12 protein-coding genes are annotated in these 14,877 nt (G+C 33.8%); 5 read left to right on the forward strand and 7 right to left on the reverse strand.

Annotation, left to right across the window (positions count from 1 at the left end; translation table 11 throughout):
- Positions 1–23: 23 nt before the first annotated feature.
- A complete protein-coding gene (gene lepA / locus ACFX5D_RS09515) occupies positions 24–1,820 on the forward strand; it encodes a translation elongation factor 4 (RefSeq protein ID WP_379857962.1) in 1,797 nt (598 codons plus the stop codon).
- Between the two features lie 57 nt (positions 1,821–1,877).
- Here lepA and ACFX5D_RS09520 read toward each other — a convergent pair whose 3' ends face one another.
- Entirely contained in the window at positions 1,878–2,810 is a 933-nt protein-coding gene (locus ACFX5D_RS09520; protein WP_379857963.1) for a 1-phosphofructokinase family hexose kinase, read from the reverse strand.
- 108 nt (positions 2,811–2,918) lie between these two features.
- On the opposite strand from ACFX5D_RS09520, the gene thiL reads away from it, so the two are divergent.
- Positions 2,919–3,968, forward strand: a complete 1,050-nt coding sequence (thiL, locus tag ACFX5D_RS09525; RefSeq protein ID WP_379857964.1) for a thiamine-phosphate kinase — start codon at positions 2,919–2,921, stop codon at positions 3,966–3,968.
- A gap of 64 nt (positions 3,969–4,032) precedes the next feature.
- On the opposite strand, the gene ACFX5D_RS09530 is transcribed toward thiL, so the two are convergent.
- From ACFX5D_RS09530 to ACFX5D_RS09545, 4 genes are all read right to left on the reverse strand, one after another.
- Positions 4,033–4,728: a response regulator gene (locus ACFX5D_RS09530; RefSeq protein WP_379857965.1), complete on the reverse strand. Its 696-nt coding sequence runs from the start codon at positions 4,726–4,728 to the stop codon at positions 4,033–4,035.
- 2 nt (positions 4,729–4,730) lie between these two features.
- On the reverse strand, positions 4,731–6,785 hold the full coding sequence (locus tag ACFX5D_RS09535) for a tetratricopeptide repeat-containing sensor histidine kinase (RefSeq protein ID WP_379857966.1): 2,055 nt from the start codon (positions 6,783–6,785) through the stop codon (positions 4,731–4,733).
- Between the two features lie 109 nt (positions 6,786–6,894).
- A complete protein-coding gene (locus tag ACFX5D_RS09540) occupies positions 6,895–7,140 on the reverse strand; it encodes a 3-oxoacyl-ACP reductase (protein WP_379857967.1) in 246 nt (81 codons plus the stop codon).
- A gap of 176 nt (positions 7,141–7,316) precedes the next feature.
- Entirely contained in the window at positions 7,317–8,129 is an 813-nt protein-coding gene (locus tag ACFX5D_RS09545; protein ID WP_379857968.1) for a LytR/AlgR family response regulator transcription factor, read from the reverse strand.
- 466 nt (positions 8,130–8,595) lie between these two features.
- Between ACFX5D_RS09545 and ACFX5D_RS09550 the strand changes: the two genes are divergently transcribed.
- Positions 8,596–9,126: a DUF3575 domain-containing protein gene (locus ACFX5D_RS09550; protein ID WP_379857969.1), complete on the forward strand. Its 531-nt coding sequence runs from the start codon at positions 8,596–8,598 to the stop codon at positions 9,124–9,126.
- Positions 9,127–9,178: 52 nt separating this feature from the next.
- Here ACFX5D_RS09550 and ACFX5D_RS09555 read toward each other — a convergent pair whose 3' ends face one another.
- Complete coding sequence (locus ACFX5D_RS09555) at positions 9,179–10,720, reverse strand: glycine--tRNA ligase (protein WP_379857971.1); 1,542 nt, start codon at positions 10,718–10,720, stop codon at positions 9,179–9,181.
- 97 nt (positions 10,721–10,817) lie between these two features.
- Between ACFX5D_RS09555 and ACFX5D_RS09560 the strand changes: the two genes are divergently transcribed.
- Together ACFX5D_RS09560 and ACFX5D_RS09565 are read left to right on the forward strand one after the other, a co-directional pair.
- Positions 10,818–11,501 (forward strand): ComF family protein, encoded by a 684-nt coding sequence (locus tag ACFX5D_RS09560; protein WP_379857972.1) that lies wholly within the window; start codon positions 10,818–10,820, stop codon positions 11,499–11,501.
- Between the two features lie 426 nt (positions 11,502–11,927).
- Positions 11,928–12,536 (forward strand): superoxide dismutase, encoded by a 609-nt coding sequence (locus tag ACFX5D_RS09565; protein ID WP_103998720.1) that lies wholly within the window; start codon positions 11,928–11,930, stop codon positions 12,534–12,536.
- 314 nt (positions 12,537–12,850) lie between these two features.
- Here ACFX5D_RS09565 and ACFX5D_RS09570 read toward each other — a convergent pair whose 3' ends face one another.
- Entirely contained in the window at positions 12,851–14,749 is a 1,899-nt protein-coding gene (locus ACFX5D_RS09570) for an amidophosphoribosyltransferase (RefSeq protein WP_379857973.1), read from the reverse strand.
- Between the last annotated feature and the right edge of the window lie 128 nt (positions 14,750–14,877).

The following is a 14,877-nucleotide window of genomic DNA, read 5'->3' on the forward strand; positions in this document are numbered from 1 at the left end:
TTCAAAAAACAATACCATAAAATATGAAACATATACGTAATTTTTGCATTATTGCACATATTGATCACGGAAAAAGTACGCTCGCTGACCGATTATTAGGTGCCACACAAACCGTTACTGCTCGTGAGGAAAAGGCGCAATTGCTAGACAATATGGACTTGGAGCGCGAACGTGGGATTACCATAAAAAGTCACGCGATTCAAATGGAATACACGTACAAAGGACAAGAATATATCTTGAATTTGATTGATACTCCAGGACACGTAGATTTTTCGTACGAAGTTTCACGATCAATTGCAGCTTGTGAAGGCGCACTTTTGATTGTAGATGCAGCGCAAAGTATTCAGGCACAAACGATTTCGAATTTATATTTGGCTTTGGAGAATGACTTGGAAATTATTCCGGTTTTGAACAAAGTGGATTTACCAAGTGCTAATCCTGAGGAAGTAAGTGACGACATTATTGATTTACTTGGCTGTAAATTGGAAGATATTATTCACGCTTCGGGTAAAACTGGTTTTGGTGTCGAAAATATATTGGCAGCGATTATCGAAAAAATTCCTCCTCCATCAGGAAATATTGACGAGCCTTTACAGGCGTTAATTTTTGACTCGCATTACAATCCGTTTAGAGGAATTGAAGTTATTTTCCGTGTAAAAAACGGTCAAATTAAAAAAGGTCAGAAGATAAAATTCATGGCTACCGGAAACGAATATTTTGCAGATGAAATTGGGACTTTAAAACTGAATCAAGTTCCAAAACAAGTAATTTCAGCAGGTGATGTTGGCTATTTAATTTCTGGAATTAAAGAAGCGAAAGAAGTGAAAGTAGGAGATACGTTGACGGATGCAAAAACACCAACAACAAATATTATCAAAGGGTTTGAAAATGTAAAACCAATGGTTTTTGCGGGAATTTATCCTGTGGATACTGAAGATTATGAAGAGTTGAGAAACTCTATGGAAAAACTGCAGTTGAACGATGCCTCGTTGGTGTTTTTACCGGAGAGTTCAGCAGCTTTAGGATTTGGTTTCCGTTGCGGATTCTTAGGAATGTTGCACATGGAGATTATCCAAGAGCGTTTGGAAAGAGAGTTTAACATGACTGTAATTACTACCGTTCCCAACGTTTCGTATTTGGCTTATACCAAAAAAGATCCTACTACACCACTTATCGTAAATAATCCTTCAGACTTACCGGAGCCTTCTCGTTTAGACCATGTTGAAGAACCTTTTATAAAAGCAACTATTATTACCAAATCCGATTACGTTGGAAATGTGATGAGTTTGTGTATCGAAAAACGTGGATTAATCACCAATCAAACATACTTGACGACGGAACGGGTTGAATTGACTTTTGACATGCCATTAGCAGAGATTGTATTTGACTTTTACGACCGTTTGAAAACCGTTTCTAAAGGATATGCCTCGTTTGATTATACGCCAATTGGGATGCGAACTTCTAATTTGGTTAAAGTGGATATTTTATTAAACGCCACCATTGTGGATGCTTTATCATCCTTGATGCATGCAGACAATGCATATCACATTGGTAAAAAAATGTGTGAAAAACTGAAAGAATTAATCCCACGTCAGCAATTTGATATTCCTGTTCAAGCGGCCATTGGGGTAAAAGTGATTTCTCGTGAAACAATAAAAGCGTTGCGTAAAGACGTTACCGCCAAATGTTATGGTGGAGATATATCCCGTAAACGTAAATTATTGGAAAAACAGAAAAAAGGTAAAAAACGAATGAGATTGGTTGGAAATGTTGAAATTCCACAAGAAGCTTTTATGGCTGTTTTGAAGTTGAATGATTAGATTTCTAAGTATTAAGGTATAAACCTGATGATATAACAATTATCAGGTTTTCTATTTTTATTTATTCTTCAACCATTCAAACAATCGGTTGGCATCTTCGAATTTAAACAATTGAGTTCCTTCATTCATCGTTGCTGCCGAGCCACAAGCCACTCCCCACCGAATAACTTCTTTCAGGCTTTTGTTTTGCGAAAGTGCCCAAACCATTCCGCCCACCATGCTGTCTCCGGCACCTACAGTACTTTTTTTGGCTACATTGGGAGCTGGGGCAAACTCATAAGAATCTTTTGTAACCAGCACTGCACCTTGTGGACCAAGAGAAACGACTACTATTTCAGCGCCGCCTTTAGCAATGATTTGTTTGGCGGCTTCGTTTACTTCTTCCAGCTCCAATCGTTCTACGCCAATCAGTTTTGCGAGTTCGCCAACATTAGGTTTTATCATATAAACACCAATTTCTAATGCTTTTTTTAATGCTTCACCTGAGGTGTCCACAATTAATTTAGCAGCTGATTTTTTGGCGATTTCTGCAATTTTCGAATAAAAATCAACGGACAAACCTTCATTAAAACTGCCGCTGGCAACTAAGAATTTTGGCTTTAAAGCTGCTATGGTTTCTAATATTCTTTTGCTTTCTTCTTCGGAAATTTTTCCACCTGTAAATCCAAAACGGTATTGAGAATTAGTATTATCATCCACGGCTACAAAACTTTCTCTGGTCCAACTCTCAACGGCAATACTTTCAAAGGCAATTCCTTCCTTAGCGACCAATTCTTCAAGCATTTTACCTGTAGGACCCCCAGAAGTAAAGACAGCAAAAGAAGTTCCGCCTAGACGGGAGATTGCCTTAGATACATTGATTCCTCCTCCACCAGCATCAAACTGCGGTTCATCACATCGTATTTTCTGTTCTGGTATTAGGCCTTTAAAGTGAGTACTTTTGTCCAAAGCAGGATTAACTGTTATCGTAAAGATTTCAAATGATTTCATTTTTTATGAATTTAATAACTTAAAGGTGCGAAAAAAAATGGCAAAAATAGATGTAATTCAAGGCGAAAATTTCTTTGTATATTTGCAACCTCAAAACAATAAAAAATAATGATCGAAGATAAAACCCCACAACGTACAAGTATCGCCCAATTAGGAGAATTTGGACTGATTGACCATTTGACAAAAAACTTTGAAATCAATCAGCCTTCAACTCTAAAAGGGATTGGCGACGACGCTGCAGTTTTAGATTTCAAAGATAAAAAGGTAGTTATCTCTACTGATTTGTTGATTGAAGGCGTGCATTTTGATTTGGCTTATATGCCCTTAAAACATTTAGGGTACAAAGCAGTGGTCGTTAATATCTCTGACATCTGTGCCATGAATGCTAAAGCAACTCAAATTACCGTTTCTGTTGCAGTTTCCAATCGTTTCCCATTAGAAGCATTAGACGAATTATTTGCAGGAATTACGCATGCGGCCAACGAATACAAAGTAGACGTTATTGGTGGTGATACTACCTCATCACAAAAAGGATTAATACTTAGCATCACTGCTATTGGTGAAGCAGACGAAGAGGAAATCGTTTATAGAAACGGCGCAAAACAAACGGATTTATTAGTTGTAACAGGTGATCTTGGTGCTGCATATATGGGTTTACAGGTTTTAGAAAGAGAAAAGCAAGTTTTTCAGGTTAATCCGAATTCACAACCTGATTTAGACGCTTATACGTATCTTATAGAACGTCAATTAAAACCAGAAGCCCGAAAAGATGTGCGCACTTTGTTGCATGCCTTAGAGATAAAACCAACTTCAATGATTGATATTTCGGATGGATTATCCTCGGAAATTATGCATTTATGCAAGCAGTCTAAAGTGGGATGTAATTTATATGAAGACAAATTACCTATCGACCCTCAGTTTATAAATGTTTGCGAAGAATTCAATATCGATAGCACCACCGTTGCAATAAATGGAGGTGAAGATTATGAATTGCTTTTCACTATTGCTATGGAGGATTTTGAAAAAATAAAAGGAAATCCAAATTTCACGATCATTGGACACATGACACAAGAAAGTGAAGGGATTCACTTAGTAACTCGAGCCAATACAAGAATTGCTTTAAAAGCTCGTGGTTGGGATGCAATCCGAGAAGAATAAATTTTTTTATTAAACAAAAAAGACACTTATTCAGTGTCTTTTTTGTTTAATAATTTTTTAAATGTTAAAAAAGTAATCCTCTATTTTTAGCTTCTCGAACTAATTCAAGATCGCTTCCTTCTTCTACCTTCAATAATTCTTTCAAATTTATTTTCCTTCGTTCAATTGCACCTAACGATATTGGGATGTACTGCGGTATGTCATTCAACTTTGTCCCTTTCGATAAATGAAACAAAATTTGTTTGTCAAATTGGTCAATTTCTATAGTATCTTCTTCAGACAAGCTCAACATTTTCAAAACTGATTCACTATAATATGTTTTGCCTTTTATTACCTTATCAAAAGCAAAAATCAATTCATCAAATGTCAAATCATTTTTTATAACCAAACCACTTGGGTTAATTGTTTTGATGATGGTCTTTATTTTTAGTAATTCGGTATACATGGTAAGTAAAATAATTTTACAGCTAGGCATATATTCCGAAATCAATTTTGCTAAATCCTCGCCATTATAAATCCCTTTTTCTTCGTAAGGAGGCATACTAATGTCTAAAAAAGCAATATCAAAAACAGTAGTATCGGGGTCGGTAATTATATTATATGCCGATTCGCAATCTTTTGCTTGGCTAATCAAAAACTCAAAGTCTTTAGGATTGTACCTTGTAATCGCATTTTTGTATCCCTCAATAATAAAAGGATGATCATCAACGATTAGTATATTGTTTTTTATTGTAGTCTTTAGATTTGAGACGATTGTCATTTCTATGTGAGTATTTGTTTGTTTTCAAAAGGAACTGCAATCGTTATGATTGTCCCATTTCCATTTTTTGATTGTATATCAACAGTTCCATTGCATTCTGTGGTTCGGGATTGTATATTTTGCAAACCTATCCCTTTTTTTGATTTTTTTACATCAAATCCCTTCCCGTCATCAGTTATGGTTAAAAATAAATCCCCATCCCTTTTTTTGATTTCTATTTTAATACTATTCGCTTCAGCATACTTATTAATATTTTGAAGTGATTCTTGGATAATCCGATACAAATTTATTTTAACGGAATTGCTAATTAATTCCCATTTGATCGTTCTGTCAATCGTTGCTAATAATTTTGGCTTGAATGTCTTTTTTTGATCTTCGAGCAAATTATCTACAATGGCAACGAAGTTATTAATTAATTCTGATTTTTCTCTATTCAAATCATGCGAAATTTCACGAATATCTTGTTCTATATTTTTTAATTCAGACAAATAACTAATTCGCTGTTTAATGGCTGGCTCATCATTGAATTTATTCAAGCCATCTAGATTCATCCGTACGCCAAACATTCTCCCCAAAACCCCATCATGCAATTCTTGCGCAACTCTTTTTTTCTCTTGCACCCTACTGGTTTCAATGGTGCTTTGCTGCGAAATCATAAGATTATATATTTCTTCATTAACCTTTTGTTGTTCCTGTTTGAAGAGTAATTCTCTGTTTTTAGTTTTTTGAGCTTTTAGGATATATATAAATAATCCCAAGACAGCAAAGGCGCTAAACCCAAATAATAAATTCCTGTTTTTAGTTTCCAGATCAGTGTTCTCGTCTTTTATCTGATCCGTTTCATATTCTATACGAGAGAACTTGTCTCCCATTTTACGCTCTTCTTTTTGTAAGCTTTCATTTATCCGAATGTATTCCTTGGTATAAAAGGATGCTTTTTCCGGCTCAATAATGGCCAACTGTTTCAAAGCAACTAAAATATCTCTTGAATTTTTAGTATTTCGAGCTAATAAAAGTGCTTCTTTGGAATACTGGAAAGCTTTGACTCTATTTTTTTTTGAAAAAAAATATTCTGACAAATGAATTTTATTGATAAATATTCCAGAATTCAGTTTTAAACTATCTCTCAGCTTCAACGACTGGTAAAATAGTTGCGGCAAGCCATCCGTTTCTTTTAATTTGAATTTTGCATAAGCCAAATTATCCAACAACATCGCATAAATGGATGGTTTTTGAATAGCTAGTTTTTTTTGTTCCAATCCTTTTTGAAAATACCTTTTTGCGAGCAAATAATTTTGAGTATTGAGATAAAGAAATCCGATATTATTATAAGAAGTGGCTCTAGACTGGAATTCCTTAGGTATTATTTCATCATCACTAATTAATAATGCTTTATTGTGATATGTAATTGCATTTTCATCCTCACCAAGTTCACTATATATGATCCCCAAAAGATTATATGCATCATATAAAATATTATTGGCTTGCTTCTCATTTTTAATTATTCGCAATACGATGAAAACCGCTTTTTCACTCCCTAAAAAATCCCCCGCCATATACTGTAGGGTAGCTTTATTAATCAGTGTTTTACCTACATTAAAATTATCTCCCAATTTAACATACATCTTTTCCGCTTTATAATAAAACAAAAAAGCACTGTCTGAAACCGATTGAGATACATAATAATCTCCCAAATAGGTATAGGCTTTTATTATATTTATAGTATCCTTAGCATTTTCTGACTTGTCTAAAACAAGGTGAACTGTTTTATTAAAGTCTTTCCAATCGTTTATGTTATAATACCGATTGGCAACTTTAAAGATATTTATTCGGTTGAGTGAATCATTTTCCTGATTTACAACTATATCAAACGCTTTACGAGTAAATGCTTGCCTTTTTTCTCGAGCTAGACTGAAATCATTTGCCAATGAAAAATAGGTTGAAAGGCTATCTTGAGATGAATTAACAAGAATGCCCCCTTCATTTTTTTTGATACATGCAAAAAAAAGAAACAACAGAAACAATAATAATAGAGGTATGTAATATTTATTTTTCAATAGTTGCTAATTAGATTTATCAAAAATAGCAAAATATACCTATTAACATAAAAAAAAGCTATCAAAAATTGATAGCCCTAATATTATTAGAAAAGTTTACTTAAAATTATTAGTCCACTTTCACATTACCTTGTGATGTCCCAGTTCCTCCAACAATATCTACTTTCACATTGCCTTGTGAAGTCCCAGTTCCTCCAACAATATCTACTTTCACATTGCCTTGTGAAGTCCCAGTTCCTCCAACGATATTAATATTAGTATCAGACTTTGTAGTAGTATTTGATTCTTGTGTAGTAAATGATGTTAATACCATTACTAAAGAGAATAAACCGATTGTTAAGATTGCTTTTTTCATAATAGGGGATTTTTATGTTTTTATTTGATTTTACGTTAATTACCATTCTTTTAGCAAGAATTTCTTTCGTAAAACTACATAAGGAACTTTAATTTTTCCTACAAAAAAAGGAGCATATGGTAGAATATGGCCATCTGATAGTAAATGACATTCAAATTAGGGTAAATGACTATTTTTTAAATTTCAAGATAATTCCCGTTAGAGAAATCAGAGATAATCTGGTCTACATTTGTCTTATAGGATTTAGAAAAAGGTAGTTTAACTGTAGTGTTTTTAATATAACATACTGTATTTCCGGTATGAATTCTGGAAATATAATTGCGATTTACGATATAACTGTTGTGAATTCTAATAAAAGGAAAGGATAAAATTCCTTCAAAATGCTTCAATGTTTTGAACGCAGTGATCATTTCACCATTATTAAGATGTATATCTGTTGAATTATTATCTGCCTGAAGATAACAAATATCTTTGGCATCAATATATCTATAGTCACCATAGGATTTTATACATAATATCAGTGGTTTTTCCTCAACTATAGGCAGCTGTTGTGTATTAGAAACCGGTTTTTCATCAAGGATAATTGTTTGCTCTTTTGGTGGCTGAAATGAAGCATGGGATTTATTCAATTTCGAAATCAATTTTACCAAATCAATATTTACCAAAGGCTTCAACAAGTAATCCGTCACTTCATATTGTATTGCGTCAAAAGCTAAATCCTTACTTGTAGTTGTTACAATGATTTTCGGCACTACATTCAAGAACCTATATAATTCATTGATAAGCGCTAATGATAAGTTGCTTTCTTTATTAATTGGATCAATTTCGAGAAAAATTAAATCCGGCTTACATTCTAATATGAGATTTAAACCATCATTATAATTGTTTGCTGCTGCCACAAAAACGAGCTCCGAAAAACCATCTGCAACGGCTTTCGTATTCAAAAAACTTTCCTGATTATCGTCAATAATAATGTACGAATAATTCATCAATTGTTTTTCCTGCTATGGTTAGGCATTTTATCAGTGGTCCAAAGTAAATTACACTTCAAATTATCAAATTATTATGAGTAGTTTAGTTACACTAATTAAACTAAAAAAGAAATTTTCCACTTCAAGATTCTTGTTAACATTCTAAAAATAAACATTTAACCATTTTTCAATAGATCTTGTTAATATGTTTTAAACAAATGTTAATACATTAAGATGAACTGCAAATAAATCCGATAAAGTACATGATTCTATTTCAGAAAGAAACTCGAAATTAAATTCATCGCAATCATTCCTTAAAAAACATTTCGGGGCCCAACAAGAAACTCTCCGCTTAGGAATACTTAAGATGAAAACAAGAGTAAAGTATTTGAGAGGCATTTTATCTCAACGACCAACATTAAATTAAATGTGAAAAGTATCATTTTTACCAATTTATCTTACTTTTATACAAAAAACTAATTCTATGAAAAAACTATTTATTATAATGTGCTTATCTTCTTTTTTATCCGGTTTTGCTCAAGAGAAAGAAACAACCGATTTCAAAAGAAATGAGATTAAAGGAAATGCGCTATTTTTAGTATTAGGAGCTGCTGAAATTACTTACGAAAGATTAATAAATGAAGATTCTGGATTAGGCGTTTCATTATTTTTTGTTAAAGAGGAAGATTTTGACACACAATTTAGTTTAACACCATACTACCGATCTTATTTTGGCAAAAAAATAGCAGCTGGTTTTTTTGTAGAAGGGTTCGGAATGATTAATTCGGGAAATGCTGGACGTTATTCAGAATACGATTCCGTAAATCAAAACTATTATACTGTAGAAGGAAAAAATTTCACAGATGTTGCTCTGGGTTTTGGTTTAGGTGCAAAATGGGTACAAAAGAGAGGATTTGTTTTTGAAATAAACGCAGGTATTGGCAGGAATTTATTCAACAGCAATAGCCCTGAAGTTGTAGGTCGGGGTGGAATAACACTTGGCTATCGATTTTAAACAAAAAATGCTTCTCGATCGAGAAGCATTTTTTTATAAACACAATGTTTGATTACATTTTCATCAACCAGTTTTTAATCGAAACTTCATTTTCTATAATTGCTTTCAAGTCGGCAATGTTAACACGATCCTGTTTCATTGTATCTCTGTGACGAATGGTTACCGTTTCGTCCTCAATAGTTTGATGATCTACAGTAATACAAAATGGAGTTCCAAGAGCATCTTGTCTTCTATAACGTCGTCCTACAGCATCTTTTTCATCATATGCTACATTGAAATCCCATCTTAAATCGTCAACAATTTTATGTGCGATATCTGGCAATCCATCTTTTTTAACTAACGGCAAAACCGCCGCTTTGGTAGGAGCCAGAACTGAAGGTAATTTCAGCACTGTTCTCGTAGAACCATCTTCTAATGTTTCTTCTTTTAAAGAAGTTGCAAATACTGCCAAGAACATTCTGTCTAATCCTACTGAAGTTTCTACTACATAAGGAACATAATTCTGATTCAATTCGGCATCAAAATATTGTAATTTTCTACCAGAGAACTGTTCGTGTGCCTTCAAATCAAAATCAGTACGCGAGTGAATTCCTTCTAATTCTTTGAATCCAAAAGGAAAATTAAACTCAATATCAGCAGCTGCATTAGCATAGTGTGCCAATTTTTCATGATCGTGAAAACGGTAATTTTCTTTACCAAGTCCTAATGACAAATGCCAATTCAGTCTAGCTGTTTTCCAATGTTCGTACCATCTGATTTCATCGCCTGGACGTACAAAAAATTGCATTTCCATTTGTTCAAATTCCCGCATACGGAAAATAAACTGTCTTGCTACAATCTCATTTCTAAACGCTTTCCCGGTTTGTGCAATTCCAAAAGGAACTTTCATTCTTCCTGATTTTTGTACATTCAGGAAATTTACAAAAATACCTTGAGCGGTTTCTGGACGTAAGTACAAATCCATCGCAGTATCAGCTGAAGCACCTAATTTTGTACCAAACATCAAGTTAAATTGACGCACTTCGGTCCAGTTTCTAGAACCCGTTTCCGGATCGGCAATTTCTAATTCTTCGATTAATGCTTTCACATCTTCAAGATCTTCGTTACCAAGCGAACGCGCCATTCTTTCCAGAATTTCTCTTTCTTTGGCTTTGTATTCAATTACTCGAGCATTTGTAGTTACAAATTCCTGCTCGTTGAAAGCATCACCAAAACGAGCTCTTGCTTTTTCGATTTCTTTGATTGCTTTCTGATTCAGCTTTTCGGCATAATCTTCAATCAAAACATCGGCTCTATATCTTCTTTTCGAATCTTTGTTGTCAATTAATGGATCGTTGAAGGCATCTACGTGACCTGAAGCTTTCCAAGTGGTTGGATGCATCAATATAGACGCGTCAAGACCTACGATGTTATCGTTCATTTGAACCATCGCTTTCCACCAATATTCGCGTATATTCTTCTTTAATTCTACTCCATTTTGTGCATAATCATAGACTGCACTTAAACCATCGTAAATTTCGCTTGACGGAAAAATAAATCCGTATTCTTTTGCGTGCGAAATTACATTCTTAAATAAATCTTCTTGTTTTGCCATAATAGTGCAAAAATATAAAAAGTGAACTTAAAAAAAAGAAAATTGTTAAAGATTGAAGCAATGATTTGTCTATTTTTATAAATAAATCATTGATTACATGTTTGAAAGCATTATAAATCTCTTTTTTCCAAAAGTCTGTTCCGGTTGCAGCTCCTTTTTATTATCCAATGAAAATGTGATTTGTACCGTTTGCAGGCACAATATTCCCTTGACGAATCATCACTTGAATCCAGAGAATGACGCCTTCAAAAAGTTTTATGGAAGAATTCCTGTAATTCATACTTCGGCTTTGTTTTATTTTCATAAAAAAGGGATTGTACAAGAACTCATCCATAATCTGAAATACAAAGGACATGAGGAAATAGGAACTGTTTTGGGCGAATGGTATGCCGAAGATTTAAAGAATATAAAGTTATTACAATCTGTTGATGAAATTATTCCGGTTCCATTGCATCCAAAAAAATTAAAAGAAAGAGGATACAATCAAGTAACGGCTTTTGGGACTGCACTTTCTGCTAGTTTAAATTTAGATTATAATGATTCCCTACTAATTAGAAATGTATATTCAAAAACACAATCTAAGAAAAGCCTTTTGGGAAGAACGGAAGGAATTGAAACTATTTTTGATGTTTCTTTTACGGAAAAAAAACACAATAAACATTTCCTTTTAATCGATGATGTTATTACAACCGGAGCAACCTTAGAAGCTTGTTCTCGTGCATTATTGAAAATTCCAGGGGCTAAAATCAGTATAATTTGCATGGCGATGGCACAATCTTAAAATAGCTTTTTTAATCTTCATATTGACATCAAAAAAGTAATTTAAACTTCTACTATATTTTAAAAATGAAATAGCATTGTGGAAAATAGTGTTTTTTTTAGCGCTGATTACTTCACCTAACTTTCATTTCCACAGGAGTTCAATGAACTTTGCTTGCAACGAAAATCCTTTTTATTCGCCTTTTCGGCGAATAAAAAGATTGCTTCACTATACTTTTATTTTAATTGGTGTTCAGTGAATTTCATTTGCAGTGGAAAGCAGGAAATTGCTCCTAAAAACGAGCCTGTTACAATTACATAACAAATTAAAAAGGGCACACTATCAGTTAATTTAATGAAATTATAACTAAATAGAATTTCCGATTATAAAGTTAAATGTATAAATTTGAATAAAATATTATTATAAATTAATTTAAACAATCATATTATGGCATTTGAATTACCACAATTACCTTATGCGTATGACGCATTAGAACCTTATATTGATGCACGCACGATGGAAATTCATCATACAAAACATCATAACGCTTACATTACCAATGTTAATGCAGCGATTGCCGGAACAGATTTAGAAGGTAAAACGATTGAAAATATCTTGATTAATCTTGACATGAAAAACATGGTGGTTCGTAACAATGGTGGTGGATTTTACAACCACAATTTGTATTGGACTGTAATGACTCCGAACGGTGGTGGTCTTCCGACCGGTGATTTATTGGCAGCAATTGAAGCTGCTTTTGGAACTTTTGAAGAGTTTAAAGCAAAATTCAGTAAAGCTGGTGTTACACAATTTGGTTCTGGTTGGGCTTGGTTATGTGTTCATAAAGGGGGAAAACTAGACGTATGCGGCACTCCAAACCAAGACAATCCATTAATGCCTGGTGTAGGTTGCGGAGGAACTCCAATTTTAGGAATGGACGTTTGGGAACATGCTTATTATTTGCATTACCAAAACAGAAGACCTGATTATATTGAAGCGTTTTTCAATGTAATTAACTGGACGGAAGTTTCAAGAAGATATGCTTTAGAAAAATAATTTTTTATTAGATGAAAGAGACAATATAAAAGATTTAGTAGAATATTTCTATAAATCTTGCCTCTTCTTTGTTTTCTCTTGTAAAAAAGCGCCGATTTCAAATTTTGAAATCGGCGCTTTTATTTATGTCATTTTTTGACTTTATTTCAATAAAAAAGGTGGAATTGCTTCCACCCTTTTTGCCCCAAATCTACCATAAACATAACCTACTAATGTTATATGGTGGAGTAAATTTATAGTAGTTATATGTTCTAAGCAAATAAATTAGATGAATAACAAATAAAAACGTTTAATTACTGAATTACAGTCATTTATCAGTAAGCTCTGGCATCTTTTCCTTCGTAAAAGTTCATAAACGCACGATTCACCACTCGATTACCTCCCGGTGTTGGATAGTCACCCGTAAAATACCAGTCCCCTAAGTTTTTTGGGCAAGCAATATGCAAATCTTCTACCGTTTGGAATATTATTTTTACTTCAGCATTTATTTCAGGAGAACTTAACATTTCAGCAATTTTGTTTGAAACTTCTTGCGGTTGAAAAGGCTCATAAATTGCGGTTACATAATTGACAATATCACTGTCTATATAATTTTCCTGAGCTTTACATTTTAAATACACTTCATCAACAATGTGATACAAGTTTCTTTCTTTTAACAATTCTAATGCCGCCTTAAATGCTACTAAACCTTCTAGTTTAGCCATATCAATTCCATAACAATCCGGATATCTAATTTGAGGAGCTGATGAAACGATTACAATTCGTTTTGGATTCAAACGATCCATCATTTTGATGATACTCATTTTAAGGGTAGTTCCACGAACGATACTATCATCAATAATCACCAAATTGTCTGTTGGTTTGATAACGCCATACGTTACATCATAAACGTGGGCAACCAAGTCATCCCGGCTGCTGTCCTCCGTAATAAATGTTCTTAGTTTTGCATCTTTAATCGCTACTTTCTCTGTACGGATTTTTACCGAAAGTAATTCTTGTAAGGAATCCTTAGTTAATGTATTTCTGTTTTCTAAAATGTAATTGTTCTTTCTTTGATTTAAAAAATCCTGAGCCGCTTCAACCAATCCGTAGAATGATGTTTCAGCAGTATTAGGAATATAAGAGAAAACCGTATTATCCGTATCTTCATCAATAGCTTCCAAAACAGCAGGCAAAATCAATTTTCCTAATTTTTTTCTTTCTTGATAAATTTCAGCATCGCTTCCTCTCGAGAAATAAATACGTTCAAAAGAACATGCTTTTTTAACTGTTGGAGGAAGAATCTCTTCCATTGAAACAGTTCCGTTTTTCTTAATTATTAATGCCGTTCCAGGTTCTATTTCTTGTACTTTTTCGAAAGGTACATTGAAAACGGTTTGTATAACCGGTCTTTCAGAAGCAACAACAACAACTTCGTCATCCTGATAAAAATAAGCCGGACGTATCCCTGCAGGATCTCTAAACACAAATGAATCACCGTGTCCTAAAAGCCCCGCCATAGCATAACCTCCATCTAAATTTTTAGAAGAACGTCTCAAAATTTTAGCAATATCTAAGCGCTCTGCAATTACAGGAGAAGCTTCTCTTTTAGACAAACCTTCTTCCTTACAATCTTGATACAACTGCATCACTTCTTTGTCTAGAAAATGACCGATTTTTTCCATAACCGTAACCGTATCTGCCATTTCCTTTGGATGCTGGCCCAGTTCTACTAAATTTTGAAAAAGTTCTTTTACATTGGTCATATTGAAATTTCCGGCCAATATCAAATTTCGATGCATCCAATTGCTTTGACGCAAAAAGGGATGAACGCTTTCGATGCTATTTTTCCCAAAAGTTCCGTAACGCACATGACCCAAAAATAACTCCCCTAAGTACGGAATATTCTCTTTTTGAAGCGCAACATCATCCGCATATTCAGGATGAGCTGCCATTTCTTCATTTATTCTTTCATTTATTTGTTTAAATACATCTTGAATGGGTTGCGAATGATTGGATCGCACGCGACTTATATAGCGCTCCCCAGGTTCAACATCCATTTTAATACTTGCAAAACCAGCTCCGTCTTGTCCGCGATTGTGTTGCTTTTCCATAAGGAGATACATTTTTTGTATTCCGTAGAAAGCCGTTCCGTATTTCTCTTTGTAAAATTCAAGCGGTTTGAGTAGTCTAACTAGTGCTATTCCACATTCGTGTTGTAAAGCGTCGCTCATTGTGTTGTTGTTTGTTGTTGTGTTATTCTAAAATTGAATTTGACTAATTTATGTGTGTGACAATAATCAAACCAGAAGGTATCCCTTATATTTTTTTTAACAAAAAAAACCCCGTTTCCGAGGTTTTC

The sequence above is a fragment of the Flavobacterium fructosi genome (assembly GCF_042787335.1).
GTDB classification, from domain to species: Bacteria; Bacteroidota; Bacteroidia; order Flavobacteriales; family Flavobacteriaceae; genus Flavobacterium; species Flavobacterium fructosi.